General features: G+C 62.7%; 27 protein-coding genes. 13 read left to right on the top strand and 14 right to left on the bottom strand.

What is annotated here, in order from left to right; all coding sequences use genetic code 11:
• Entirely contained in the window at positions 1-363 is a 363-nt protein-coding gene (locus QQL85_RS06680) for a hypothetical protein (protein ID WP_284353101.1), read from the bottom strand.
• Between the two features lie 99 nt (positions 364-462).
• Positions 463-2,304 (bottom strand): dihydroxy-acid dehydratase, encoded by a 1,842-nt coding sequence (gene ilvD / locus QQL85_RS06675; RefSeq protein ID WP_284353102.1) that lies wholly within the window; start codon positions 2,302-2,304, stop codon positions 463-465.
• 432 nt (positions 2,305-2,736) lie between these two features.
• Here ilvD and QQL85_RS06670 point away from each other — a divergent pair, with 432 nt between their 5' ends.
• Positions 2,737-2,988: a hypothetical protein gene (locus QQL85_RS06670; RefSeq protein WP_284353103.1), complete on the top strand. Its 252-nt coding sequence runs from the start codon at positions 2,737-2,739 to the stop codon at positions 2,986-2,988.
• Positions 2,989-3,193: 205 nt separating this feature from the next.
• Here the strand turns inward: QQL85_RS06670 and QQL85_RS06665 are convergent, their stop codons facing one another.
• Together QQL85_RS06665 and QQL85_RS06660 are read right to left on the bottom strand one after the other, a co-directional pair.
• A complete protein-coding gene (locus tag QQL85_RS06665; protein WP_284353104.1) occupies positions 3,194-4,183 on the bottom strand; it encodes a hypothetical protein in 990 nt (329 codons plus the stop codon).
• Between the two features lie 175 nt (positions 4,184-4,358).
• Positions 4,359-5,555, bottom strand: coding sequence for a class I SAM-dependent rRNA methyltransferase (locus QQL85_RS06660; protein ID WP_016489666.1), 1,197 nt, complete (start codon positions 5,553-5,555; stop codon positions 4,359-4,361).
• 179 nt (positions 5,556-5,734) lie between these two features.
• Between QQL85_RS06660 and QQL85_RS06655 the strand changes: the two genes are divergently transcribed.
• Entirely contained in the window at positions 5,735-6,553 is an 819-nt protein-coding gene (locus QQL85_RS06655; protein WP_284353455.1) for an HDOD domain-containing protein, read from the top strand.
• Between the two features lie 3 nt (positions 6,554-6,556).
• Positions 6,557-7,369 carry a bifunctional DNA-formamidopyrimidine glycosylase/DNA-(apurinic or apyrimidinic site) lyase gene (gene mutM / locus QQL85_RS06650; protein ID WP_284353105.1) on the top strand — a complete coding sequence of 271 codons (813 nt, stop codon included), beginning with the start codon at positions 6,557-6,559 and terminating at the stop codon, positions 7,367-7,369.
• A gap of 30 nt (positions 7,370-7,399) precedes the next feature.
• Here the strand turns inward: mutM and QQL85_RS06645 are convergent, their stop codons facing one another.
• From QQL85_RS06645 to QQL85_RS06625, 5 genes are all read right to left on the bottom strand, one after another.
• The gene (locus QQL85_RS06645; protein ID WP_016489663.1) at positions 7,400-7,651 is read right to left on the bottom strand and encodes a YfhL family 4Fe-4S dicluster ferredoxin; all 252 of its coding nucleotides are present in this window, start codon (positions 7,649-7,651) and stop codon (positions 7,400-7,402) included.
• Between the two features lie 108 nt (positions 7,652-7,759).
• Positions 7,760-8,239 carry a pantetheine-phosphate adenylyltransferase gene (coaD, locus tag QQL85_RS06640; protein ID WP_016502083.1) on the bottom strand — a complete coding sequence of 160 codons (480 nt, stop codon included), beginning with the start codon at positions 8,237-8,239 and terminating at the stop codon, positions 7,760-7,762.
• Between the two features lie 112 nt (positions 8,240-8,351).
• The gene (locus QQL85_RS06635; protein WP_284353106.1) at positions 8,352-9,950 is read right to left on the bottom strand and encodes a GMC family oxidoreductase; all 1,599 of its coding nucleotides are present in this window, start codon (positions 9,948-9,950) and stop codon (positions 8,352-8,354) included.
• A gap of 20 nt (positions 9,951-9,970) precedes the next feature.
• Entirely contained in the window at positions 9,971-10,456 is a 486-nt protein-coding gene (locus tag QQL85_RS06630) for a twin-arginine translocation pathway signal protein (RefSeq protein WP_284353107.1), read from the bottom strand.
• An 11-nt stretch (positions 10,457-10,467) separates the two neighbouring features.
• Positions 10,468-11,898, bottom strand: a complete 1,431-nt coding sequence (locus QQL85_RS06625) for a coniferyl aldehyde dehydrogenase (RefSeq protein WP_284353108.1) — start codon at positions 11,896-11,898, stop codon at positions 10,468-10,470.
• Between the two features lie 151 nt (positions 11,899-12,049).
• Here QQL85_RS06625 and QQL85_RS06620 point away from each other — a divergent pair, with 151 nt between their 5' ends.
• Positions 12,050-12,715, top strand: a complete 666-nt coding sequence (locus QQL85_RS06620) for a TetR/AcrR family transcriptional regulator (protein WP_284353456.1) — start codon at positions 12,050-12,052, stop codon at positions 12,713-12,715.
• A gap of 35 nt (positions 12,716-12,750) precedes the next feature.
• Entirely contained in the window at positions 12,751-13,605 is an 855-nt protein-coding gene (locus tag QQL85_RS06615; protein ID WP_284353109.1) for a sulfurtransferase, read from the top strand.
• A gap of 12 nt (positions 13,606-13,617) precedes the next feature.
• Here the strand turns inward: QQL85_RS06615 and QQL85_RS06610 are convergent, their stop codons facing one another.
• From QQL85_RS06610 to QQL85_RS06595, 4 genes are read right to left on the bottom strand one after another with little or no spacing between them, the layout of a single operon-like run.
• Positions 13,618-14,610 carry a hydrolase gene (locus QQL85_RS06610; protein ID WP_284353110.1) on the bottom strand — a complete coding sequence of 331 codons (993 nt, stop codon included), beginning with the start codon at positions 14,608-14,610 and terminating at the stop codon, positions 13,618-13,620.
• 60 nt (positions 14,611-14,670) lie between these two features.
• Entirely contained in the window at positions 14,671-15,285 is a 615-nt protein-coding gene (rsmD, locus tag QQL85_RS06605; protein WP_060498072.1) for a 16S rRNA (guanine(966)-N(2))-methyltransferase RsmD, read from the bottom strand.
• Positions 15,285-16,775, bottom strand: coding sequence for a M16 family metallopeptidase (locus tag QQL85_RS06600; protein WP_284353111.1), 1,491 nt, complete (start codon positions 16,773-16,775; stop codon positions 15,285-15,287). Before QQL85_RS06600 ends, rsmD begins: the two co-directional genes overlap by 1 nt.
• Positions 16,768-18,123, bottom strand: a complete 1,356-nt coding sequence (locus tag QQL85_RS06595; protein ID WP_284353112.1) for a M16 family metallopeptidase — start codon at positions 18,121-18,123, stop codon at positions 16,768-16,770. Before QQL85_RS06595 ends, QQL85_RS06600 begins: the two co-directional genes overlap by 8 nt.
• A gap of 231 nt (positions 18,124-18,354) precedes the next feature.
• On the opposite strand from QQL85_RS06595, the gene ftsY reads away from it, so the two are divergent.
• The 4 genes from ftsY (at position 18,355) to rpoH (ending at position 22,543) form a co-directional block, all read left to right on the top strand.
• The gene (ftsY, locus tag QQL85_RS06590; RefSeq protein ID WP_284353113.1) at positions 18,355-19,881 is read left to right on the top strand and encodes a signal recognition particle-docking protein FtsY; all 1,527 of its coding nucleotides are present in this window, start codon (positions 18,355-18,357) and stop codon (positions 19,879-19,881) included.
• 2 nt (positions 19,882-19,883) lie between these two features.
• Positions 19,884-20,555, top strand: a complete 672-nt coding sequence (gene ftsE / locus QQL85_RS06585) for a cell division ATP-binding protein FtsE (protein ID WP_012274659.1) — start codon at positions 19,884-19,886, stop codon at positions 20,553-20,555.
• A complete protein-coding gene (ftsX, locus tag QQL85_RS06580) occupies positions 20,552-21,577 on the top strand; it encodes a permease-like cell division protein FtsX (protein WP_284353114.1) in 1,026 nt (341 codons plus the stop codon). The genes ftsE and ftsX overlap by 4 nt, the downstream gene beginning before the upstream one ends.
• A gap of 111 nt (positions 21,578-21,688) precedes the next feature.
• Positions 21,689-22,543: an RNA polymerase sigma factor RpoH gene (gene rpoH / locus QQL85_RS06575; protein ID WP_015272155.1), complete on the top strand. Its 855-nt coding sequence runs from the start codon at positions 21,689-21,691 to the stop codon at positions 22,541-22,543.
• Between the two features lie 77 nt (positions 22,544-22,620).
• Here the strand turns inward: rpoH and mtgA are convergent, their stop codons facing one another.
• Positions 22,621-23,331, bottom strand: coding sequence for a monofunctional biosynthetic peptidoglycan transglycosylase (mtgA, locus tag QQL85_RS06570; RefSeq protein WP_284353115.1), 711 nt, complete (start codon positions 23,329-23,331; stop codon positions 22,621-22,623).
• A gap of 64 nt (positions 23,332-23,395) precedes the next feature.
• Between mtgA and QQL85_RS06565 the strand changes: the two genes are divergently transcribed.
• The 4 genes from QQL85_RS06565 to trmB all read left to right on the top strand — a co-directional run bounded on the left by QQL85_RS06565 (position 23,396) and on the right by trmB (position 25,669).
• Positions 23,396-23,767: a DUF423 domain-containing protein gene (locus QQL85_RS06565; RefSeq protein WP_234226522.1), complete on the top strand. Its 372-nt coding sequence runs from the start codon at positions 23,396-23,398 to the stop codon at positions 23,765-23,767.
• Positions 23,768-23,869: 102 nt separating this feature from the next.
• Positions 23,870-24,070 carry a sulfur carrier protein ThiS gene (gene thiS / locus QQL85_RS06560; protein WP_012274654.1) on the top strand — a complete coding sequence of 67 codons (201 nt, stop codon included), beginning with the start codon at positions 23,870-23,872 and terminating at the stop codon, positions 24,068-24,070.
• Between the two features lie 54 nt (positions 24,071-24,124).
• Positions 24,125-24,937, top strand: coding sequence for a thiazole synthase (locus tag QQL85_RS06555; RefSeq protein WP_019097203.1), 813 nt, complete (start codon positions 24,125-24,127; stop codon positions 24,935-24,937).
• Positions 24,938-24,946: 9 nt separating this feature from the next.
• Positions 24,947-25,669 (top strand): tRNA (guanosine(46)-N7)-methyltransferase TrmB, encoded by a 723-nt coding sequence (gene trmB, locus QQL85_RS06550; protein WP_284353116.1) that lies wholly within the window; start codon positions 24,947-24,949, stop codon positions 25,667-25,669.
• Positions 25,670-26,205: the final 536 nt, after the last annotated feature.

Raw genomic sequence — 26,205 nt, 5'->3', positions numbered from 1 at the left:
TCATGGTATGTGCACCGTGATTCGATAACTGCCGCTGGAAACACGTTTGCCGTAGCGGTCGTGGAGGGTGAACGTGTGGCCTGCCTGGGTCTCCTGCTGAATGACCGTGGCGGGCTCGCTGGAGAAAATATTCTTGGCGTGCAAATGGGCAGGAGGTACGTCGGGTGCGGTGATGGCGCTGGGGCAATCGGCAAATACCAAACGCCCTCTTTCGGCATCCCAGGCATGGCGACAACCCAGTGCATGTACCGAGCCCCTGAAACTGATGGTTCCGGTAAGTGCGCGCTCCTGACCTTGGGTAGAGGTAGGTAGCAGGCATACATACCCTATGGTCATGCGGTACAGCAGACGTTTCCAGCTCATGGCTGCCATTCCCCCCGAGGCTGCTTTTTAGGCAGTATGGGAGCGAAAAGCAAAAAAAAACCGGCGCACGGGGCGCCGGTTGGTGTTTTCAGACGCTTCTTACAGGCCTTCCAACATCGCCTTGTTGCGCACGGCACCCTTGTCGGCACTGGTTGCCAGCAGGGCATAGGCCTTCAGCGCGGTGGTCACCTTGCGTGGGCGTACTTCGGCAGGCTTCCAGCCCTTCTTGTCCTGCTCGATGCGGCGCTCGGCCAGCTCTTCGTCGCTGACAAGCAGGTTGATCGAACGGTTAGGGATGTCGATCAATACCTTGTCGCCGTCGCGCACCAGGCCGATGGCGCCGCCAGCAGCCGCTTCCGGCGAGGCGTGGCCGATCGACAGGCCCGAGGTACCGCCCGAGAAACGGCCGTCGGTCAGCAGGGCACAAGCCTTGCCCAGGCCTTTGGACTTCAGGTACGAGGTCGGGTACAGCATCTCCTGCATGCCCGGGCCGCCTTTCGGGCCTTCGTAGCGGATGATCACGATATCGCCGGCCTTCACTTCGTCGGCGAGGATGCCGCGCACGGCGCTGTCCTGGCTCTCGAAGATCTTGGCGTTGCCTTCGAACACATGGATCGACTCGTCGACACCGGCGGTTTTCACCACGCAGCCGTCGAGGGCGATGTTGCCGTACAGCACAGCCAGACCGCCTTCTTGCGAGTAGGCGTGCTCGAAGCTGCGGATGCAGCCGTTTTCACGGTCGTCATCGAGGGTTTCCCAACGGGTCGACTGGCTGAACGCAGTCTGGGTCGGGATACCGGCAGGGCCGGCCTTGAAGAAGGTGTGCACGGCTTCGTCATCGGTCTGGGTGATGTCCCATTTGGCGATGGCTTCTTCCATGCTGCGGCTGTGCACGGTCGGCAGGTCGGTGTGCAGCAGGCCGCCACGGGCCAGCGAGCCGAGGATGCTGAAGATGCCGCCGGCGCGGTGCACGTCTTCCATGTGGTACTTCTGGATGTTCGGCGCCACTTTGCACAGCTGTGGCACTTTGCGCGACAAGCGGTCGATGTCACGCAGGTCGAACTCCACTTCGCCTTCCTGGGCTGCGGCCAGCAGGTGCAGGATGGTGTTGGTCGAACCGCCCATGGCGATGTCGAGCATCATGGCGTTTTCGAACGCCTTGAAGTTGGCGATGCTACGCGGCAGTACCGACTCGTCGTTCTCGCCGTAGTAGCGCTTGCACAGCTCGACGATGGTGCGGCCGGCGGTGAGGAACAGCTGCTCGCGGTCGGCGTGGGTGGCCAGGGTCGAGCCGTTGCCCGGCAGGGCCAGGCCCAGGGCTTCGGTCAGGCAGTTCATCGAGTTGGCGGTGAACATGCCGGAGCACGAACCGCAGGTCGGGCAGGCACTACGCTCGTATTCGGCGACTTTTTCGTCCGAAGCCGAGGAGTCGGCCGCGATGACCATGGCGTCGACCAGGTCCAGGCCGTGGCTGGCCAGCTTGGTCTTGCCGGCTTCCATCGGGCCGCCGGAAACGAAGATCACCGGGATGTTCAGGCGCAGGGCGGCCATCAGCATGCCGGGGGTGATCTTGTCGCAGTTGGAGATGCACACGATGGCGTCGGCGCAGTGGGCGTTGACCATGTATTCCACGGCGTCGGCAATGATCTCGCGGCTTGGCAGCGAGTACAGCATGCCGTCGTGGCCCATGGCGATGCCGTCATCGACCGCGATGGTGTTGAATTCCTTGGCCACACCACCGGCGCGCTCGATTTCGCGGGCGACCAGCTGGCCCAGGTCCTTCAGGTGCACATGGCCCGGGACGAACTGGGTGAACGAGTTGGCGATGGCGATGATCGGTTTCTTGAAGTCTTCGTCCTTCATCCCGGTGGCGCGCCACAGGGCACGGGCGCCGGCCATGTTGCGGCCTTGGGTGGACGTCTTGGAACGATAATCAGGCATGAAGCACTCCTGGCGGCTTAATCAGGTCACATAAAGGGGAGTGAGCTTCTCTTGTCCTTTGTGCCGCAGGCCGGTTGCCACTGGCACGGATGGGGCCGAAGACACCACGGGATCGCCGCGTGCTTGGCCAGAGCTCATAAACCCGCCGGGGATGACTGGCGATGAATAGGCCGATTCTACACCGCTGGCGCGGCGAGGGAATGGGGATGTGTCTGGGCGGTGGCTTTCACCTAATGACCGGTCGCTTGTAGGACGCTTCCGAAACGCCGGTCCAGGGGCTGACCTGCCGTCCCAAGCTGACTATAGATCCGACCGCCGCATGTGCGGCTTCACGAGATACACCCTCAATGGACCTTCCCAGTTTCAGTTCATACCGAACTCGCAAATTGGCACTGAGCGCGTCGTCGCCAGGGCTTCCGAAGGCTTGAGCCCGTGTGGCTGAGGTGCGCGGGTGCCTGCGTCGGCGCCTCAATCACCAACCATGTGGGCAACCTGCGCGACGCCACCGTCAGCCTGTTGTACCGCAAACGGGTGCTGTGGCTGGTGTTGCTGGTCTTCGGCAACCTGTTCTCGGGGGCGGGGATTGCGGTGTTCGAGGAAACCATTGCCGCGCACATTGTGCTGGTGTTCTTCCTGCTGCTGCTGGTGTACTTCGGGATTGCTTCGTATGTGCTGGGCATATGATTACGCTAGGGTGCCCATGATCACGTCGGTGTGCTTTTCGGCAGTTTCAGGTGCTGCAGGTGCGGCTTTGCAAACGATGCCTCTATAGGCCTCCAGATATCGGTTCAGTACGAACCGATATCTGGTACTCAGCGAGCGGTCGTCTCGGGTTTGTCGAAGGGCTTCCGTGCAAGTTTAGTATGAGTCTACTGCTTTGGGCTGTGTTTTAGGCCAGCGTTACGACGTGCGTGTTAGACGTGTAGGTGCCTGATGAAGTGTGTATCAGTGCTATTAGTTTGAAGGTTCCTAGGTAAGAAAGTGTGGATTTTGAAAGTGTGTGCTCTACTGTTTTTGTAGGCGCTGTTATGGTTGTTTGAGAAATCTCATTCTGGATGTATGCGCTATTCAGTGCTAACAGGAAAACCTCTTCGCCCCCTTGTAGTGGTGCGCCCAGCTCTGTGCTAAATGCCATTTTTCCTGTGCCAGACCCGACGCGGTCCATGAAGGTGGGACTGCACTCGCCAGCTTGAATTATGTGTGCGGGATTTGGGGCGGAAATTTGAGCTTCGCTCATGAAACTTATTGAAGGGGAGGTGCGTGTCTTGCCATCGCGGATGATTTGATAGATGACGTGAACTTCTCCTCCATTTGTCTGGATGGATAGCGCTTTGTCGATACTGATATCGACAGGTTCATCCAGATTTTCGAGAGGTACGTCAATTATTCCGCTGGAGCGTGGATAGGATCCAACGAAGAAGAGTCGAACGATATCGGCTAGCGTTGCGTCAGGGTAAATGGGTATTGATATGCTAAAGCCATTTTCCACAGTGTCCCACGGAAGGACTCCATTCTGTAAATTATCAATAACAGGACGGTAAAGCTCTGCCCCAAAATCATAATTTGTGGGGGGCGGGGTATTCTCGGGTATTCTAACGTTTAGGTAAGAAAGATTAACGCGGCGCCCATGTTCCTCGCGTAGTCTCTCGCCAGGGATGAAGTGTTCCATCGTGCTGCCAATGTTTTCTTCTGCTATGAGGAAAAAGCTGACTGCGGTGCCCACGTTTATTGTGATGTGGTCGCCTTTCTCAAACAGGTCCGACCAAGGAATGATCACAGTGATGCCCGTGTTCAAAGTTTCGAGCGGTACGAAATTTTCGTCGTTTGCTTCTTTGAGTGTGGGTGCCTTTAATTCTACTTGATGCGGGTCGTTGTTCATTGGCGTAGCCTCCAAGGATTACCCGATTGGGTGGCCTATTGGAATCCCGCGACTTGGCGAAGGCAACTGGCAAAAATGCTAGGTGCCCGCCATGTATTAACAGTGTTGTACGAGGTGAAGGAAGGGCCTCGGCTGTGTGCGCCGAGGCCGCGAGCGTTAAGTCCGGAAATTGTCCTTAACTGTTTGGCAGCAACCGGCAGGTGATGCTCTTGATGTAGCGGGTTTCGGCAATGGCCGGGTGCACCGGGTGGTCTGGGCCCTGGCCACCGCGCTCGAGCAGTTGCATGTTGCGGTCCAGGTGGCGGGCGCTGGTCAGCAGGATGTTGTTCAGGTCATCCTCAGGCAGGTGCATCGAGCACGAGGCGCTGACCAGAATGCCGTCCTTGTTGAGCATGCGCATGGCCTGTTCGTTGAGGCGACGGTAGGCCGCTTCACCGTTTTTCAGGTCTTTCTTGCGCTTGATGAAGGCGGGTGGGTCGGCAATGATCACGTCGAAGCGTTCTTCGGCGGCCTTCAGCTCGCGCAGCGCTTCAAATACGTCGCCTTCGATGCAGGTCAGTTTCTCGCTGATGCCGTTCAGTGCGGCGTTACGCTCCACGCCGTCCAGGGCGAAGCCCGAGGCATCGACGCAGAACACTTCGCTGGCGCCGAAGGCACCGGCTTGCACGCCCCAGCCACCGATGTAGCTGAACAGGTCGAGGACACGCTTGCCCTTCACATAGGGGGCCAGACGTGCACGGTTCATACGGTGGTCGTAGAACCAGCCGGTTTTCTGGCCTTCACGCACCGGGGCTTCGAACTTGACGCCGTTCTCTTCCAGCGGCACCCAGTCCGGTACTTCGCCGTACACGGTCTCGACGTAGCGCTGCAGGCCTTCGGCATCGCGCGCGGCGGAATCGTTCTTGAACAGGATGCCGCTAGGCTTGAGCACCTGCACCAGGGCAGCGATCACGTCGTCCTTGTGCGCTTCCATGGTGGCCGAGGCCAGCTGCACCACGAGGATGTCGAAGAAGCGGTCGACCACCAGGCCCGGCAGCAGGTCGGAGTCGCCATAGACCAGGCGGTAGCACGGCTGGTCGAACAGGCGCTCGCGCAGCGACAGGGCCACGTTCAGGCGGTGAACCAGCAGCGACTTGTCCAGCGGCAGCTTGATGTCGCGCGACAGCAAGCGGGCGCAGATCAGGTTGTTCGGGCTGAGTGCAACGATGCCCAGCGGCTTGCCGTTGGCTGCCTCGAGAACGGCCTGCTGGCCGGCCTGGAAGCCTTGCAGCGGGGTCGCAGTGACGTCGACTTCGTTGCTGTAGACCCACAGGTGGCCGGCGCGCAGGCGGCGGTCGGCATTGGCTTTGAGGCGAAGGCTGGGCAGGGACATGACGTCGCTCCGGGAAAAAAGAGCGGGAGTATACCCTGTTGGCCCGCACTTCGGTTCGAGGGCGCGACAAAGCGCTTGCGCGCTCAACTGGGTTAGAATCCCCGGTCCTAAACGAGTGTGCACGTATGTCCCAAGAACTCAGCGCCGAACAGATCCAGCAAGCCTTGCAAGGCATTACCATCCCGCCGCAACCGCAGATCATGGTCGACCTGCAGTTCGAGCAGTACATGCCAGACCCTGACCTGGAAACCATCGCCAAGTTGATTTCCCAGGACCCGGGCCTCTCCGGTGCCTTGCTCAAGCTGGTCAACTCGCCGCATTTCGGGCTTTCCAACAAGATTGGTTCGATCCAGCGCGCGGTGAACCTGCTGGGCAGCCGTTCGATCATCAACCTGATCAACGCCCAGTCGATCAAGGGCGAGATGAGTGACGAGACCATCGTTACCCTCAACCGCTTCTGGGATACTGCCCAGGACGTGGCGAACACCTGCCTGACCCTGGCCAAGCGCACCGGCATCCAGGCTGCGGACGAGGCCTATACCTTGGGCTTGTTCCATGACTGCGGCGTGCCGCTGATGCTCAAGCGCTTCCCCAACTACATGGATGTGCTGGAAGAGGCCTATGCCAAGGCTGGTGAAGAAACCCGCGTGGTCGATACCGAAAACCACACGTTCAACACCAACCATTCGGTGGTCGGCTATTTCACCGCCAAGTCCTGGCGCCTGCCCGAGCACCTCAGTGCAGCCATCGCCAACCACCACAATGCCCTGGCGGTGTTCCGCGACGAGAGTTCGCGCAATACCCAGAGCCAGCTGAAAAACCTGTTGGCGGTGCTGAAGATGGCCGAGCATATCTGCGCCTCCTACCGGGTGCTGGGCAACCAGGCGGTGGATCATGAATGGAACGTGGTGGGCCCGCTGGTGCTCGATTACATTGGCTTGTCGGAATACGATTTCGAAAACCTCAAGCAGAACATTCGCGAGCTGGGCGGGCACTGACACATGCCGGAATTACCCGAAGTAGAAACCACCCGGCGCGGTATAGCGCCCCACCTGGAAGGCCAGCGCGTCAGCCGCGTGGTGGTGCGTGACCGGCGCTTGCGCTGGCCGATCCCGGAAGACCTGGATGTGCGTCTGTCGGGGCAGCGCATTGTCAGTGTCGAGCGGCGCGCCAAGTACCTGTTGATCAATGCCGAGGTCGGTACCTTGATCAGCCACCTGGGCATGTCGGGCAACTTGCGGCTGGTCGAACTGGGCTTGCCGGCGGCCAAACATGAGCATGTCGATATCGAGCTGGAGTCGGGGCTGATGCTGCGTTACACCGACCCGCGCCGCTTTGGCGCCATGCTCTGGAGCCTGGACCCGCTGAACCACGAGCTGCTGCTGCGCCTTGGGCCTGAGCCGCTGACTGATCTGTTCGACGGTGAGCGCCTGTTTCAGCTGTCCCGCGGGCGGTCGATGGCGGTCAAGCCGTTCATCATGGACAACGCCGTGGTGGTGGGGGTGGGCAACATCTACGCCACCGAGGCGCTGTTTGCTGCGGGGATCGACCCACGCCGGGAGGCGGGCGGGATTTCCCGGGCGCGCTACTTGAAGCTGGCGATCGAGATCAAGCGGGTGCTGGCGGCGGCAATCGAGCAAGGGGGTACCACCCTGCGCGACTTTATTGGTGGCGATGGGCAGCCGGGGTACTTCCAGCAGGAATTATTCGTCTATGGTCGCGGTGGGCAGCCGTGCAAGGTGTGTGGCACGGTGTTGCGCGAGGTGAAGCTGGGGCAGCGGGCGAGCGTGTACTGCCCGCGTTGCCAGCGCTGAGGCAAGGGCGAGGCCCTTGCCAGGCGGCGATCAGTCCTTGCCGGTAATGCGGCGGTACTTGGCCATCAGCTGCTCTTCGGTTTCTGGGTGGGCTTCATCCAGCGGGATGCAGTCGACCGGGCAGACCTGCTGGCACTGCGGCTCGTCGTAGTGGCCCACGCACTGGGTGCACAGGTTAGGGTCGATCACATAGATCTCTTCGCCTTGGGAGATAGCCTCGTTCGGGCACTCGGGTTCGCAGACGTCGCAGTTGATGCAATCGTCGGTGATGATCAGGGACATGGGGACTCCGGCCGGGGCTCTTGGCCCGGGCATGTTCAACGCAATGGGCACAATTGTGCCGCATTCGCGCCCGCAGTGCACGCGGGCGCGACAATCAGGCGATGGGGCTTACTTCTTGAAGCGTTCGGTCAGCGCGTCGGCCACCACCGGATGGACGAACTTGCTGATATCTCCGCCCAACGCAGCGATCTCCCGGACCAACGTCGAGGAAATGAACGAATAGCGCTCGGAAGGTGTGAGGAACAGGCTCTCGACATCGGGGGCCAGTTGCCGGTTCATGTTCGCCAACTGGAACTCGTATTCGAAGTCGGACACGGCACGCAGGCCACGCAGGAAGACGTTGGCGCCCTGTTCCTTGGCGAAATGCGCCAACAGGGAAGAGAAGCCGATGACTTCGACATTGGGCAGGTGCTTGGTGACCTCACGGGCTAGCGCCACCCGTTGTTCCAGCGGGAACAGGGGGTTTTTCTTCGGGCTGGCCGCCACTGCGATGATCACATGATCGAACAGTCGCGAGGCGCGCTCGACCAGGTCGCCATGGCCTTTGGTAATGGGGTCGAAAGTACCCGGGTACAACACTCGGTTCATCGCGTCATCCTGGCTGGAGTGCGTTGGGGAGTCGGATGGTAGCGCAGCGACGGCGCCTCGGCCAAGTCATGCGGCCGGCTGATGGCACTATAGACAGGGGGCGTATTCGTTGTCATGCATTGCGTGCCAGGCGGGCGATCAGTGCTTCGGTGAGCTTGGCGCTGATGGCATACACCGACAGTTGCGGGTTCGCGCCGATGCTGGTGGGGAACAGCGAACCGTCGTGGACGGACAGGTTTTCCAGCTGGTGGTGACGGCCCAGGCTGTCACACACCGCTTGGCGCGGGTCTTCGCCCAGCGCACAGCCCCCCATCACATGGGCGCTGCCCAGGCGTGTGCGGAAGGGTTCCAGGCGCAACGTGTCGATCATGGCCAAGGCCTGTTCCAGGCTGGACGTGGCGCTGGCATCGCTGTGCACGGGGGTGACCTGGGTAGCGCCGGCGGCAAACTGGATCTGCGCCATGCTGCGGTAGGCGCGACGCAAGCCGTCGCGCAAGTAGTCGGTGACCGGGTAATCGAGCACCGGTGAGCCATCGCCACGCAGTTCCACGGCACCGCCCTGGCTCTCAGGGTGGAAGCCATCGCGCAGCAGCGCCAACATCACATGGGTGTGCGGCAACTCGGCCATACGCTGCGCGTTCTCTTGGCCGTGCCCGCCCAGCAGGGTGCTGGCCAGGGCTGGGTGCAGCGGCGGCACTTCCAGTTTGTAGCCGACCGGGCCATCCGTGCCGCCTTGCCACTGGAAGTGGTCGCTGTAGATGGACTGCGGGGCGCCGTAGTAAGGGTCGATACGGTCCTTGAAGTGCGCTGCGCTGAAGTTCACCAGGTGCAGGAAGGTGCGTTTGCCCAGGCGGCCATGAGGGTCCGGTGCGTCGGAACGCAGTAGCAGGGCCGGGCTGTTGATGCCGCCGCCGGCGAGCAGGTAATGGCGCGCGCGGATGCTGACCTGCCTACCGGTGGGGTGTACGCCTTGGGCATCCAGAGCCAGGCATGTGAGGCCCTGGATGCGCTCGCCGTTGTGGGTGAAGCGCTCGGCCCGGGCCAAGTACAGCAGTTCGCCTCCATGGTCGAGGGTGGCGGGAATACGGGTTACCAACATCGATTGCTTGGCATTCACCGGGCAGCCCATGCCGCAGTAGCCCAGGTTCCAGCAGCCGCGTACGTTGCGCGGGATAATCGCCCAGCGGTAACCCAACTGTTCGCAGCCTTGGCGCAGTACGTCGTTGTTGGCGTTGGGTGGCATGGCCCATGGCGTAATGCCCAGGTCCTGCTCCATGCGCTCGAACCAGGGGCGCAGGTCATCTTCGCCCAGGCCCGTCACGCCGTGGGCCGAGGCCCAGTGCGCCAGCGTCTGCGGCGGGGTACGAAAGCTCGACGTCCAGTTCACCAACGTGGTGCCGCCTACGGCGCGGCCTTGCAGGATGGTGATGGCGCCATCCTTGCTCATGCGCCCCAGGCCCTCCTGATACAGGGTTGCATAGGCTTCGTTTTCCAACAGGTGGAAGTCGCTGCTGGTCTTGAGCGGGCCTTCTTCGATCAACAGCACCTTGAAACCGGCGGCGCTGAGCATGTGTGCGCTGGTGGCGCCGCCGGCACCGCTGCCAATCACGGCAATATCGGCCTCCAGCAAAAGGTCGTGCTCCAGGCGTGACGCGTCATGGGTGATCCAGCCGCGTTCGAGGCCTTGGCGAAACGGGTCGGCTACAGGCATTGGCGATGCTCTTGTTGTTTTCAGATTTTCGGTGGGCCCGGGTAACCGCAGGCGGCCCAGGACTCGGGGCGTTCGTACCAGGCCATTTGCAGCAGTTGCAGCAATGAAGCGTGGCCCATGCGTAGCAGGTTCAGTGAGCTGTCCTGCCAACGTTGCAGGAAGGCTGTGACTTGGGTGGGGCTGGCCTGTTCCCAGGCGCCCCAGACACCGGTCAACGGGCCACGCGTAAGCGGCAGGCTGAGCACGTCGAACAGTTGCCGGGTGAGCTTGAGCATTTCCGGCGACAAGGCCGCCAGCTTGTGGTCGAGGCTGTGCAGCACCGACGTTTCGGTGGCCAGCGTGCCGGCCAGCACCACCGGAATCAGCGCCCGTAGCAGCGGCAGGTCGTCGTCGCGCAATACCTGATAACCCCGTGCGCTGGCTTGCCCGGTGCAGCCGACCAGGCTGGTTGCGCTCAGAAAGACGCTGGCGCCAAGGGTGAAGCGCAGCAAATCACGGCGGTGCATGCGGCTGGCCCTCAGCGGATGAACAGCTTGTAGACCAGGCGCTGCAAGGCTTTGCCATAAGGTGGGTAGATCAGCCGCGCGGCGTTGAAACGCTGCTTGGCCAGCACGGCCTTGGCCTTGCTGAACGTAAGGAAACCGTCGTGGCCGTGGTAATGGCCCATGCCCGAAGGGCCTACGCCGCCGAAGGGCAGGTCGTCCTGAGCCACATGCAGCAGGGTGTCGTTCAGGCATACCCCGCCCGAGTGGGTGTGGCTTAGCACATGCTCTTGGCCGGCCCGGTCATAACCGAAGTAGTACAGCGCCAGAGGGCGCGGACGTTGGTTGATATAGGCCAACGCCTGGTCGAGGCTGTCGTAAGGCACCAGTGGCAGCAGCGGGCCGAAGATTTCGTCCTGCATCACCTGCATGTCATCGCTCACCCCCGCCAGCAGGTGCGGTGGCAGGCGCCGGCCCTGGCGGGTTTCGCCAGGGTACAGGTCGAGCACTTGCGCGCCTTTTTCCCGGGCATCGTCCAGCAGGTGCTGCAAACGCTGCAGTTGGCGCGGGTTGATGATGGCGGTGTAGTCAGGGTTGTTGGCGATACGCGGGTACAGGCGGTGAACGGCGCGCTGGTAGGCGTCGCTGAAGGCCTCCAGCCGCTCGCGTGGCACCAGCACATAGTCGGGGGCCACGCAGGTCTGGCCGGCATTGAGGGTTTTGCCGAAGGCGATGCGCTCGGCGGCGGTGTCCAGCGGCACGTCGGCCGACACGATGGCCGGCGACTTGCCGCCTAGCTCCAGGGTGACCGGGGTCAGGTTCTGCGCCGCAGCCAGCATCACCTGACGGCCCACGCTGGTGGCCCCGGTGAACAGCAGGTGATCGAAGGGCAGGCGGGCGAAGGCTTGGCCCGCCTCGACCTCACCGAGCACCACGCTGACCAGGTCGGTGGGAAACACACGCGCCAGCAACTGCTTCAATGCCTGGCCACTGGCGGGCGTGGCTTCGCTGAGCTTGAGCATGACCCGGTTGCCGGCAGCCAGTGCGCAGGTCAGCGGGCCAATGGCGAGGAACAGCGGGTAGTTCCACGGCACGATGATACCCACCACCCCTAGCGGTTGGTAACGCACCTGCGCGCTGGCCGGCTGGAAGGCCAGACCAACGCGTCGCCGGCTGGCGCGCATCCAGCGCTGCAGGTGTTTTTCGGCGTGGCGCAGGCCCTGTATCGAAGGCAGCAACTCGGCCAGCAAGGTCTCGTCGGCGCTGCGCCCGGTAAAGTCCTCGCTGATGGCCTCGATCAGTTCATCCTGGCCGGCCAGCAGGGCTTGGCGCAGGCTTTTCAGCCATTGCCGGCGCTGGGCGGCAGGTGGCAGGGGGTTACCTGCAAAGGCCTGGCATTGGGCTGCGAACAACGCTGCAAGGTCGAGGTCGGAATGCACAGGGGGCAAGGCACTGGGCGAGTTCATGGCGGTGTCGAGTCCGGGCAGGGAATCTCTAGAGCCTATACTCTAATTTGGACCATGGTGCGAATTTTTCCACGCTTTCGAACGGTGCATTCCACCTGCAATACGCCGTAAGATGGCCCTTTGAAGAATGCCCGTAGACTGGGAGCTGAGCATGGCCCCGCGCATGAAGACCCGAGAGCGCATCGTGCAGAACAGCCTGGAGCTGTTCAACGAGCAGGGCGAACGCAGCGTCAGTACCAACCACATTGCTGCGTACATGGAAATGTCGCCCGGCAACCTGTATTACCACTTCCCCAACAAGCAGGCGATCATCGCCCTGTTGTTCAGCCAGTATGAAGAACTGGTGGACAGTTTCCTGCGCCCGCCGCAAGGCCGCGCAGCGACCGTGGAGGACAAGCGCTTCTACCTCAAGGCCTTGCTGGCGGCGATGTGGAACTACCGCTTCCTGCACCGTGACCTGGAGCATCTGCTGGAAAGCGACGCGGAGCTGGCCGCCCGCTACAGGCGCTTTTCCGAACGCTGCCTGCGCCAGGGCCAGGCGATATACCGCGGGTTTGTCGAGGCCGGCATCCTGGCCATGTCACCCGCGCAGATCGAATCGCTGACCATCAATGCCTGGATCGTGCTGACGTCGTGGGTGCGTTTTCTCAGCACCACGCGTGAACATTCCGCGCACTTGGGTGAAGAAGCCTTCAAGCGCGGCGTCTATCAGGTGCTGGTGCTTGAACTCGGCTACGTTACCGACAACGCCCGCAGTGCCGTGGACAGCCTGTGCCAGGAGTTCCATGTACCGTTCAACCAGGCCCTGGAACAGTAACCCAGGGCCCTAGTGCCATCGATCAGGAGATTGTCATGCCCCTTGCGCAATTGATCACCCCGCAGCAGTTGGCAGAGCGTCTGGACTCACCCAAGTTGGTGATTCTCGACTGCCGTTTTGCCCTTGAGGATGTGGACTATGGCCAACGCAGCTATGCCCAGGGGCATATTGCCGGGGCGCATTTTGCCGACCTTGACCGCGACCTCAGCGGGCCGGTGAGCAAGGGCCGCACTGGGCGCCACCCATTGCCCGATGCGCAGCGGCTGGTCGCGCGCCTGCGTGAGTGGGGCCTGGACAACGACAGCGAGGTGGTGCTGTACGACGACGGCCCCGGCGCCTTTGCCGCCCGTGCCTGGTGGCTGTTGGTCTGGCTGGGCAAGCGCAGCGGTGTGGCGATTCTCGACGGTGGCCTGAAGGCCTGGCATGCAGCGCACCTGCCGCTGAGCCTGGACCCGCCGCCCAAACGCGAGGGCAATTTCAAGGGTGAGCCGGACGCCAGGCTGCTGATCGATGCCGACCATCTGGGCAAGCGTCTGGGTAGCAGTGACCTGACCTTGATCGATGCGCGTGCCTTGCCGCGTTTTCGCGGTGAAGTGGAGCCGATCGATCCGGTGGCGGGGCATATTCCCGGGGCGCAGTGCGCGGCGTTTACCGACAACCTTGCGGCTGATGGGTGCTTCTTATCGGCAGATCAGCTCAAGCAGCGCTTTGCCGAGAAGCTGGCCGGGCGCGCGCCGGAGCAGTTGGTGTCTTACTGCGGGTCAGGGGTAACCGCTTGCCATAACCTGTTTGCGCTGGCGTTGGCGGGGTATCCGTTGGGCAAACTGTATGCCGGGTCGTGGAGCGAGTGGATCAATGATCCGAAGCATGGTGTAGCCACTGGCGAGTAATCGGTGAACGCCTTATTGGCCGTCCACCAGCCACTGCGGAATCCGCCGCTCCAGGTAGTACCCCGGGTTTCGCAGGCTGCCGTCGACAAAACCCACATGACCACCGCGGCTGTGCAGTTCGAAGCGGGTCTGTGGAGCCAATTCTCGGGCCGTAGGCAGGCTATGGCCAGACACGAACGGGTCATCGCTGGAGTGGATGATCAGCGTCGGCGTGCGGTTCTGGCCGAGGAAGAAGTGGCTTGATGAACTGCGATAGTAGTCGTGCGCATCCCGAAATCCGTTGAGTGGGGCAGTGACTTTGCCGTCGAAGTCCCAGAATGTGCGCAAGTTGGTCAGTTGGCCCAGGCGTTCCAATGTGGCCAGCCGATCATGCTGGCCGTTGTTGTGGAAGTGCCGCTGCTTGAGCTGAACATACGCCCGCATCTCGCGCATGAAATGCGCCTGATACACCTTGGAGAAACCCTGGCCGATACGGTCGGCGCAGTGGTCCAGGCGAAAGGGCACCGACACGGCAACCGCTGCTTCCAGTTGGCTGGCAACCCCGCTTTCGCCCAGGTATTTCAACAGTACATTGCCACCCAGCGAGTAGCCCACCGCATACAGTGGCGCCAAGGGGCGTTGGGCACGCAGGTGGTTGACAATTTCCGCCAGGTCTTCACTGGCGCCGGAGTGGTAGCTGCGTGGTAGCAGGTTGGGTTCGCCCGAGCAACCGCGCCAGTTCGCTGCCACGCTGGCCCAACCGCGCCCTTGCAGCGCTTGCTGCAAGCCTTTGACGTAGGGTGAATGTGACGAGCCGGTCAGCCCATGCAGCACAAGCACCAGCGGTGCATGTGCTGCATGGGGGCCATGCCAGTCGAGGTCGATGAAGTCGCCGTCGGCCAGCCACAGCCGCTCGCGGTTGCGCTGCAGTTCAGGCAGCTTGCGCCACAGGGGCCCCCACAGGGTTTGCAGGTGGGGGTTGGAAAGGCCGGTGGCCGGGCGAAATGTGGCGCTTTGGCTGGGCATGCTGGGCGACTCGTGATGTGCCTGCCTAGAGTGCCATGAAAAAGCGCCACAGTACCTGCGCTATTGGTCGGTTGTGGCCCTTTGCCAGAGCGCGTAGTGCACCTGGCCGGTTTTCTTCTCGCGGTGCAGGCGCCAGTTGCCTGGCAGTTGCAAGGTTGAAGGCGCGGCTTCGCTTTCGGTGTAGACCCACGCCTGTTCGCGCAGCCACTGATTCTGCTCCAGCAGATTGCAGGTGTTGGCCAGCAGGTCCTGGTGGAACGGCGGGTCGAGGAACACCACATCGAACTGCTGCTTGGCCGGGCCTTGCAGGTAGCGCAGGGCATCGGTTTGCAGGATCTGCCCGCGTGGGCAGCGCAGGATTTCGAGGTTGTTCTTCAGGTTGGCAATGGCCGCCGGATTGCTGTCCAGTGCCACGGCGTCCTCGGCCCCGCGCGACAGGGCTTCGAGCACCAGGGCACCGCTGCCGGTGAAGGCGTCCAGCACGCGGGCACCCTCGATGTAAGGTGCCAGCCAGTTGAAGACGGTTTCCCGCACGCGGTCAGGCGTTGGCCGCAGGCCTTCGCCTTCCGGTACCGCCAGGCGGCGGCTGCGCCACTCGCCGGCGATGATGCGCAGGTGGCCCTGGCCCTTGCTTTGGCCCGACTGCGGGCGGGCGGGAGGGGTGGATCTTGGCATTAGTGCTCCGGTACCCCGAGCGGCTGCTCGGAGGGCTTGTCAGTGGGGGCTGGCAGCGGTTTTTGTGGCACTTTCGGGCCAGCGGTGACGATCACCAGTTTATCGGCTGACAGGTGTTTGTTCATGGCCGCCTTGACCTGCTCGACGGTGAGGGCCTGGGACTGCTGCATGAAGTCCTCCAGCCAGGTCAGCGGCAGGTTGTAGAAGCCGATGGCACCCAGTTGCCCGACGATGCTGGCGTTGCTGGCATTGGACAGCGGGAAGCTGCCTGCCAGTTCGCGCTTGGCATCGTCCAGCTCTTGCTGGGTAGGGCCCTGTTTGAGGTAGTCGGCAAGAATGCCCTGCACCAGCTTCAGCGTGCCTTCGCTCAGCTCGGCGCGGGTTTGCAGGTTGATCATGAACGGGCCGCGCACCTGCATCGGGCTGAACACCGAGTACACGCCGTACGTCAGGCCGCGCTTCTCACGCACTTCGCTCATCAGCCGGGTGCCGAACGCGCCGCCACCAAGGATCTGGTTGCCCAGCGACAAGGCAGGCCAGTCCGGGTCCTGGCGGTCGATACCCAGTTCGGCCAGCATCAGGTGGGTTTGCTTGGACGGGAAGTCGATGTGGGTCAAACCTGGCTTGGGTTCGGCGGGCTGGGCCGGTGCGGCCAACGCCGGGCCTTTGGGCAGGCCGGCGGACACCTGGGCGGCGATGGCTTCGGCTTCGCTGCGGCTGAGGTCGCCGACCAGGGCGATGACCGCGTTGCCGGCAGTGTAGGCTTTGGCATGGAAGGCGCGCAGCTGCGCCAGGGTGATGCCGTTGATGCTGTCGGCGGTGCCGTCGCTCGGGTGGGCGTAGGGGTGATCACCGTAGAGGTTGCCGAACAGCGCCTTGCCCGCGATTTTGCCGGGGTTCTGCTTCTCGTATTCGAAGCCGGCCAGCATCTGGTTCTTGATGCGCTTGAGGGCGTCCTCGGGGAAGGTCGGTTTGCCGGCCACTTCGGTGAACAGCTTGAGCGCAGGTTCGCGCTTGTCCTTGGTGCTGAGGCTGCGCAGCGACGCTACGGCCATGTCGCGGTAGGAGCCGTTGCCAAAGTCTGCGCCCAGGCCTTCGAAACCTTCGGCGATGGCGGTGACGTCCTTGCCGGCCACACCCTCGTTGAGCATGGCGTTGGTCAGCGCCGCCACGCCGGGTGTTCCTGCGTCCTGGCTGCTGCCGGCGGCGAAGGTGACGCGCAGGTCGAACATCGGCAGTTCGCGGGCTTCCACGAACAGCACCCGGGCGCCTTCAGCAGTGCTCCAGTGCTGGATGTTCAGCTGACGCCGGCTGGGTGCCTTGCCATCCAGCTCGGCCAGCGACTGCAAGGTGTTGGCGGGGCGGGCGGCGCTGGTGTCTGCCTTGGCGGCGTTGTCGGCCAAGGCCGGTGCGGCCAGCACTGTCGCCAGCGCCAGGGCGCGGATGCCCGTGGCCAGCAGGGTTGGGCGCGGTGCGCGACGATCACTCATGAGCGGACTCCTCGGGCAGTACATGGGCAACGCTCAGGCGTTCACGGGTGAAATAGGTGCGCGCGGCGTCCTGGATGTCCTGCGGGGTGACGCGCTTGAGCTCGTCCAGTTCGCTGTCGATCAGCTTCCAGGACAATCCGACGGTTTCCAGCTGGCCGATGGTGGTGGCCTGGCTGCTGATGGAGTCGCGGTCGTAGACCAGGCCAGCGATGACCTGGGCGCGTACGCGTTCCAGCTCTTCGGCGCTAGGTGGGGTGGTCTTGAGTTCTTCAAGCAACTGCCAGATGCCTTTCTCGACATCGGCGAGGGTTTTTTGCTTCTGCACGTTCGGCGTAGCCGAGATCAGGAACAGGCTGTCGCCGCGGGTGAAGGCGTTGTAGCTGGACGAGGCACCGGCCACCAGCTCCTGACCGCGCTCCAGGCGGGCCGGCATGCGGGCGCTGTAGCCGCCATCGAGCAGGGCCGAGATCAGGCGCAGGGCATGCACGGTGCGCGGGTCCTTGGCGGTGGGCAGGCCGGGCACGTTGAAGCCGTAGATCAGGCTGGGCAGTTGGGTGCGTACATGCAGGGTCAGTTGACGCTGGCCAGGCTCGGCCAACTCCAATGGCAGCTTGGCCGGCGGTACGGCGCGCTTGGGGATGCTGCCGAAGTACTTCTGCGCCAGGCCCTTGACCTCGTCGGCGGTAACATCACCGACCACCACCAGGGTGGCATTGTTGGGGGCGTACCAGCTTTCGTACCAGTGGCGCAGTTCCTCGACCTTCATGCGCTCAAGGTCGGCCATCCAGCCGATGGTCGGGGTGTGGTAGCCACTGGCCGGGTAGGCCATGGCGCGGAACAGCTCGAATGCCTTGGAATTGGGCTGATCGTCGGTGCGCAGGCGGCGTTCTTCCTTGATTACCTCGATTTCTCGGCTGAACTCGTCGGCAGGCAGGCGCAGGCTGGCCAGGCGGTCAGCCTCCAGCTCCAGGGCTACCGGCAGGCGGTCGCGGGCCAGCACCTGGTAATAAGCGGTGTAGTCGTCGCTGGTAAAGGCGTTTTCGTCAGCGCCCAGGTCTCGCAGGATGCGCGAAGCTTCGCCGGGGCCGACCTTGGCGCTGCCCTTGAACATCATGTGCTCCAGCGCGTGGGACAAGCCGGTCTGGCCCGGGGTTTCGTAGCTGGAACCGACCTTGTACCAGATCTGCGAGACCACCACCGGGGCGCGATGGTCTTCACGCACGACTACCTTCAGGCCGTTGTCGAGAATGAATTCGTGGGTGGGTTGCACATCGGCGGCGAAGGCCGCGAGCGGCAGGCAGAGCGTGCCGAACAACAGGCCAGCGGCGCGGCGGGCTAGAGCATTCATACGGTGTTTAACCTGTTCGGCGGCCCGCTGGGTTTAGCGTCGACGGGCCAGGAGGTGCTAGGATACTGATCCGGTTGCCTGGCGACCATGCCTGTCGCCGTTCTGGCCCACAGGACACTAAGACAAAACGTTGCGCATGAACCAGCCGGCTTCAAGATAGTCTGTTCTGCGTAGAGAGAATTCCCGATGTGCCGTTGCTGGCCCATCGCTACCCTGAGATAGCCGTCCTCCATGTTTGGTTCCAACGACGACAAAAAAGCGCCGGCCGAGGCTGGCGAGAAGAAAGGCCTGTTCAGCTGGTTTCGAAAGAAGCCGCAGCAACCTGTCGCCGAACAGCCACAAACCCCCGAACCCCAGGCTGCAGAGCCTGTAACGCCGTCGTCCGCCGTCGAGCACACTGAAGCTGCTCCGGTCGAGACGGTGGTTGCACAAGCCCCCGCACCTGCACCTGAGGCCCCTCGGGCTGCTGAGCCGGCAACCGCCCCAGTGGTTGCCCCGATCCCAGAGCCTGCACCCGCCCAAGGGGTTGCGCCGGTCCTTGAGCCTGTACCTGCCCCAGTGGTTACCCCGGCCCCTGTGGGAGCGGGCGTGCCCGCGAATGTGGAGCCTGCCACCCCGCAGGTCGAACCCCCTGCGCCAGTAGCGGCCCCGGTCATTCAAGCTGTCGAGCCCCCTGTCAGCAACCTGGTCCTGCCCGTTGCCGAAGAGCCGGTCGCCCTGGTCCCAGACCTGGAGCCAAAGGCCCCGCCAGCGATCCCCGAGCGTCAGGTGGCAGCGCCCGTTGAGCCCGAGCCAGCTCCCGCAGCCGCCGCAACCGTTCCCGAACAAGCCAAACCCGGCTTCTTTGCCCGCCTGAAGCAGGGCCTGTCCAAGACCAGCGCCAGCATCGGCGAAGGCATGGCCAGCCTGTTCCTCGGCAAGAAGGTCATCGACGACGACCTGCTCGACGAAATCGAGACGCGCCTGCTGACTGCCGACGTCGGCGTGGAAGCCACCTCGGCCATCGTCCAGAACCTGACCCAGAAGGTCGCACGCAAGCAGCTGGCCGACGCCGACGCGCTTTACAAGTCGCTGCAGGAAGAACTGGCCGCACTGCTGCGCCCGGTCGAGCAGCCGCTGAAAGTGCAGGCGCAGAACAAACCCTATGTGATCCTGGTGGTTGGCGTGAACGGCGCCGGCAAGACCACCACCATCGGCAAGTTGGCGAAGAAGCTGCAGCTGGAAGGCAAGAAGGTGATGCTGGCTGCCGGTGACACCTTCCGTGCCGCAGCGGTCGAGCAGTTGCAAGTGTGGGGCGAGCGTAACCAGATTCCAGTGATTGCCCAGCATACTGGCGCCGACTCCGCGTCGGTGATCTTCGATGCTGTGCAAGCCGCCAAGGCCCGTGGCGCCGACGTCCTGATCGCCGACACTGCCGGCCGTCTGCACACCAAAGACAACCTGATGGAAGAGCTGAAGAAGGTCCGTCGGGTTATCGGCAAGCTCGACGCCGATGCGCCACACGAGGTACTGCTGGTGCTCGATGCCGGCACCGGCCAGAACGCCATCAGCCAGGCCAAGTACTTCAACCAGAGCGTCGAGCTGACCGGCCTGGCCCTGACCAAGCTGGACGGCACTGCCAAGGGCGGGGTGATCTTCGCCCTGGCCAAGCAGTTCAACATCCCGATCCGCTTCATCGGTGTTGGTGAAGGCATCGACGACCTGCGTACCTTCGAAGCCGAGCCGTTCGTCAAGGCTCTGTTCGCCGAGCGAGACTGAACATGATTCGATTCGAACAGGTTGCCAAGCGCTATCCCAATGGTCATGTGGGTTTGCATGAGCTGAGTTTCCGGGCGCGCCGGGGCGAGTTCCTGTTCGTCACCGGTCATTCGGGCGCCGGCAAGAGCACCTTGCTGCGCCTGCTGCTGGCCATGGAGCGCCCGACCAGCGGCAAGCTGATGCTGGCCGGGCAGGACCTGGGCCAGATCAGCAATGCGCAGATCCCGTTCCTGCGTCGGCAGATCGGCGTAGTGTTCCAGAACCACCAGCTGTTGTTCGACCGCACCGTGTTCAACAACATCGCCTTGCCGCTGCAGATCCTTGGCTTGTCCAAGGCCGAAATCGCCAAGCGGGTGGACTCGGCCCTGGAGCGTGTGTCGCTGTCTGACAAGGGCGAGCTGTTCCCGGCCGACCTGTCCACCGGGCAGCAGCAGCGGGTGGGTATCGCCCGCGCCATCGTCCACCAGCCGGCCCTGCTGCTGGCCGACGAACCTACCGGTAACCTCGACCCGCGCCTGGCCGCAGAGATCATGGGCGTGTTCGAAGACATCAACCGCCTGGGCACCACGGTATTGATCGCCAGCCACGACCTGGCACTGATTGCGCGCATGCGCCACCGTATGCTGACTTTGCAGCGCGGCCGTTTGATCGGCGATGGGGAGGCCGGGCAATGAGCACTACACGTACGCCAAAGGTTTCCGAGCGGGTTGCGCCAAAGCCGGCCGACGCGCAGCCGGCGAAGAAGAAGCGCGGTGAAGACGATGACGGCCCGGATTTCCGTACGCTGCTGCATGCCTGGCTGGAAAGCCACCGTGCCAGCATGGCCGACAGCCTGCGCCGTCTGGGCAAGCAGCCGATCGGCAGCTTTTTTACCTGCCTGGTGATGGCGGTGGCGCTGAGCATGCCCATGGGCCTGTCGTTGCTGCTGAAAAACGTCGAGCAGCTGGGTGGCTCGTGGCAGCGCGCTGCGCAGATTTCGCTGTACCTCAAGCTGGATGCCGGCAGCCGCGATGGCGAAGCCCTGCGCGACGAGATCAAGGGCATGCCTGGCGTGGCGGACGCGCAATTTGTCAGCCGCGAGCAGGCGCTGGAGGAATTCCAGCAGCAGTCCGGCCTGGGCGAAGCCCTGCGTGAGCTGCCCGACAACCCGCTGCCGGGTGTGGTGGTGGTGACCCCGAGCGAGGTCGACAAACCAGCCTTGGAAGCCTTGCGTCAGCGCCTCTCAGAGCTGCCTCGGGTGGAAGTGGCGCAACTGGACCTGGTGTGGGTCGAGCGTTTGGCGGCCATCCTCAAGCTGGGTGATCGCTTCGTTTTCGGCCTGGCCGTGATGCTGATTTCTGCCCTACTGTTAGTAATCGGTAACACAATTCGTCTACACATTGAAAACCGCCGAATCGAGATCGAGGTCATCAAGCTGGTCGGCGGCACAGACGCCTATGTACGGCGGCCTTTCCTGTACATGGGGGCCCTGTATGGCCTGGGTGCGGGCCTGCTGGCGTGGGGTATCCTGGCGTTTGGCCTGAACTGGCTGAACGAGGCGGTGGTAGGGCTTTCCGGGCTGTATGGCAGTGATTTCGCACTGGGTGGAGTGCCTGCGTCCGATGGTCTGTCCCTCTTGATCGGAGCAGTGTTGTTGGGGTATATCGGTGCATGGATTGCCGTCGCTCGTCATCTGAACGAGCTGGCGCCGCGATAGTTTTTATGTGCCAGCATTGACATTTTCTTCACTGCGGAACTTGTACCGTCGTTCCAGGTCAATGTTGGCAGCGCCCACAAGGCGCGAGTTTGGTAAGTCGGAGGTTCTTGAATGACCACATCGTTGCAACCTGCCTATGCCCTGGTGCCCGGTGCGAACCTGGAAGCCTATGTGCACACGGTCAATAGCATCCCGCTGTTGACGGTCGAGCAGGAGCGTGATCTGGGCGAGCGTCTCTATTATGAGCAGGATGTCGAGGCCGCTCGTCAAATGGTGATGGCCCACCTGCGTTTCGTCGTACATATCGCCCGTAGCTACGCAGGCTACGGGCTGGCCCAGGCCGACCTGATCCAGGAAGGCAACGTCGGCTTGATGAAAGCGGTCAAACGCTTCAACCCGGAAATGGGCGTGCGCCTGGTGTCGTTCGCCGTGCACTGGATCAAGGCAGAAATCCACGAGTTCATCCTGCGCAACTGGCGCATCGTCAAGGTGGCGACCACCAAGGCCCAGCGCAAGCTGTTCTTCAACCTGCGCAGCCAGAAGAAGCGTCTGGCCTGGCTGAACAACGACGAAGTGCATCGCGTGGCAGAAAGCCTTGGCGTCGAGCCGCGTGAAGTGCGAGAGATGGAAAGCCGTTTGAGTGGCCAGGACATGGCCTTCGACCCGGCAGCCGAAGCTGACGACGACAGCGCCTTCCAGTCGCCTGCGCATTACCTGGAAGACCACCGGTACGACCCGGCGGTGCAGTTGGAGGACGCCGACTGGAGCGACAACTCCACCAGCAACCTGCATGAAGCCCTGCAAGGGCTGGATGAGCGTAGCCGCGATATTCTCTACCAGCGCTGGTTGGCTGAAGAGAAAGCCACGTTGCATGAGCTGGCAGACAAGTACAGCGTCTCGGCTGAGCGGATTCGCCAGCTGGAGAAGAATGCGATGAACAAGGTCAAGGCGTTGATCGCGGTCTGATCGAGCCTGGTTGTATTGAAAAGCCGCTGGCCCGGGTAGGGTTGGCGGCTTTTTTATTTGTGTTGGCTGTGCAGGCCTCAGCGCTTTCTGGATGAATCGAGCTGCATCAGGTAGCTGGGCCCGCCCAACTGGCTCATCTGCCGGCGAATCCAACCGGCCCGGCTGGCCACATAGGCACTCGGCCGGCTCGCACTCCACTTGATCGGACTCGGCAGTACCGCCGCCAATTGCGCGGCCTGCTGGCGGCTGAGCCGGCTGGCATCGACACCAAAGTGATAACGCGCCGCCGCCTGGGCACCGAACACGCCCTTGCCCCATTCGGCACTGTTGAGATAGACCTCGAGAATGCGTTCTTTCGACCAGAACAACTCGATCAGGGCCGTGAACCAGGCCTCCAGCCCTTTACGGAACCAGCTGCGCCCAGACCACAAGAACAGGTTCTTGGCCACTTGCTGGGTCAGGGTGCTGGCCCCGCGAACATTCCCGCCGCGCTCGTTGTAGGCCAGCGCCGCCTGGATGGCCGGGATATCGAACCCCCAGTGGCTGGCGAACTTCTGGTCCTCACCCGCAATGACGGCAACCTTCAGCTCATCGGAGATGCTCTCCCACGGCTCCCAGTCGCGTTGCAGGTCGATCGGCTCGCCACTGACCCACGACTGCACCTTGCGCTCGACCATCAAGGCTGTACCGGGCGGCGGCACCCAGCGGAACACCAAGACCAGCACGATGCTGCCAGCAGCGAACCAGAGCAGGGCACGGGAAAGGCGGCGCAGGAGAGTTGGAAGCATGGCGATAGCTTGGCCGTACGGGTGGAAGGGGCCATTATACAGACCCGATACAAGGAGTCGTCCCATGCTTCGCAGCTTCCTGATGCTTGCCGCCTTTTTCGGCTTTACCGGGGTCGCCCTGGGTGCCTTCGCCGCCCACGGCCTGAAAAGCCGCCTGACGGCAGACTACCTGGCGATCTTCCACACGGGCGTGACCTACCAGCTGGTGCATGCCCTGGCGATCTTCGGTGTCGCCGTGCTCTCGGCGCACCTGCCCGGGCGCCTGGTGGGCTGGGCTGGCGGCCTGTTTGCCCTGGGTATCGTGCTGTTTTCCGGCAGCCTGTACCTGCTGACCCTCAGCGGCCTGGGCAAGCTGGGCATCATCACGCCGATTGGCGGCCTGTGCTTCCTGGCCGGCTGGCTGTGCCTGGGCCTGGCAGCCTGGCGGCTGGGCTGACCGGGTGGTCCACAATCGCGACTAATGGCGCGCACCGCCCTTGGGTTGCGGGGCGGTTCGGCGCTAGAATGCGGGCCCCAAAGAACAATGGTGGCCGTGCGCATGCGCATTCAACTGAACGGTGAACCTTACGAACTGCCTGCTGGCGAAAGCGTTGCAGCCCTGCTGACCCGCCTTGAGCTGGCCGGGCGCCGTGTCGCAGTGGAACTGAACCTGGATATCGTGCCGCGTAGCCAGCACGACAGCACGCTGCTGAACGACGGCGACCAGGTCGAAGTGGTCCACGCCATTGGTGGCGGCTGACAGCAGCCCGGCGGTTCACAAGCTAGCCCTGCAACCTTTTCCCGAGGAACAACGATGAGCAACGTTCGTAGCGACAAGCCCTTCACCCTGGCCGGGCGCACTTTCCAGTCGCGCCTGCTGGTCGGTACCGGCAAGTACCGTGACATGGAAGAAACCCGCCTGGCCACCGAGGCCTCGGGTGCCGAAATCGTCACCGTCGCCGTGCGCCGCACCAACCTTGGCCAGAATGCGGGCGAGCCGAACCTGCTCGACGTACTGTCGCCCGACAAGTACACCATCCTGCCGAACACGGCAGGCTGCTTTGACGCGGTGGAAGCGGTGCGCACCTGCCGTCTGGCTCGTGAACTGCTGGATGGGCGCAAGTCGCACGAATCCCGCACGCTGGTAAAGCTGGAAGTGCTGGCCGACCAGAAAACCCTGTTCCCCAACGTCATCGAAACCCTCAAGGCCGCCGAAGTGCTGGTCAAGGAAGGTTTCGACGTGATGGTGTACACCAGCGACGACCCGATCATCGCCCGTCAGCTGGCTGAAGCCGGCTGCATTGCGGTCATGCCGCTGGCTGGCCTGATTGGCACCGGCCTGGGTATCTGCAACCCCTACAACCTGCAGATCATCCTGGAAGAATCCAAGGTGCCGGTGCTGGTCGATGCCGGCGTAGGTACCGCTTCCGACGCCACCATCGCCATGGAAATGGGCTGCGAGGCGGTGCTGATGAACTCGGCCATCGCCCACGCCCAGCAGCCAGTGCTGATGGCCGAAGCCATGAAGCACGCCATCGTTGCCGGTCGCCTGGCCTACCTGGCCGGCCGTATGCCGAAAAAACTCTACGCCAGCGCCTCTTCGCCGCTGGATGGTCTGATCAAGTAAGAGCCCCTGATGACTGAATCGCACGATACGCCGATCACCCCTGACGGCGACGCCCGCCCGCACCGCCGCATCAAGAGCTTCGTGATGCGTGCCGGGCGCATGACCGAAGGCCAGCAGCGCGGCCTGGACCAGGGCGGTCCGCTGTATATCCTGCCGCTGGCTGACAGCCAGGTGGACTACGACCAGGTATTCGGCCGTTCGGCGCCGCGTACCCTGGAGATCGGCTTCGGCATGGGCCATTCCCTGCTGGAAATGGCGGCTGCCGCGCCTGAACAGGACTTTATCGGTGTGGAAGTGCACCGTCCGGGCGTGGGTGCGCTGCTCAACGGCGTGCTGACCCAGAACCTGAAGAACCTGCGGGTGTATGACTGCGATGCCATCGAAGTGCTGAACCGCTGCGTGGCGGACAACAGCCTCGACCGCTTGATGCTGTTCTTCCCCGACCCATGGCACAAGGCGCGCCACCACAAGCGCCGCATCGTCCAGCTGGAGTTTGCCGAGTTGGTACGGCGCAAGCTCAAGCCGGGTGGGGTGTTCCACATGGCGACCGACTGGGAGCCGTATGCCGAGTACATGCTGGAAGTGATGAGTGCTGCGCCGGGTTATCGCAACCGTGCGGCCGACGGCACCTATGTGCCACGCCCGGAAGAGCGCCCGATCACCAAGTTCGAACGCCGCGGCGAGCGACTAGGGCATGGGGTGTGGGACTTGAAGTTCGAGAAGGTGGATTGATCGGCTGATACGGCCTTTCGATGTGCTGGTGCTTGCAGAAATGCAGGCGAAAAAAACCGCCTTGAGAAAGGCGGTTTTTTTGTGAGCGACAGGACTGAGTATCCTTCGCTCTGGGACTTCACTGAAAACCCCCACCTGGTAGAACGATCATAGGTAGCCCGCGAAAGCGCGTCAATGCATGAAAACATGCGGCATCACGTGTGTCGGAGCTGTTAACAGCTTTGGGAGGCTGCTCCACATATCATCGCATGGCTCCCTTGTGGATGGATTCAGTGATGGGCCGGGTAGGAGAAGAATGCTGCTTTCCGGCCCCTTCGACACGGCCTGAGAACCGTGCCGGTAAATGTTTATCGAAGGGCCATTGACCTGGCCACTTCACTGAAAGCCTTCACCTGGTTTTCGAAGGCATCGAAGTGCCGGTTAGATGCTGGAAGATTGGCCCGCCAACATGGAGGCCAAGGCATATGAAGCGATTGCTTGATGCGCTGAGCCGTGTTTGGAAGCTCATTCGGATCTTGACCTTGCTCAAGACCGTT

The organism is Pseudomonas putida (assembly GCF_030159595.1).
Classification (GTDB): domain Bacteria; phylum Pseudomonadota; class Gammaproteobacteria; order Pseudomonadales; family Pseudomonadaceae; genus Aquipseudomonas; species Aquipseudomonas putida_AC.
The sequence above is the reverse complement of the archived record's forward strand: the minus strand, read 5'-3'. Positions and strand labels throughout refer to the sequence as shown.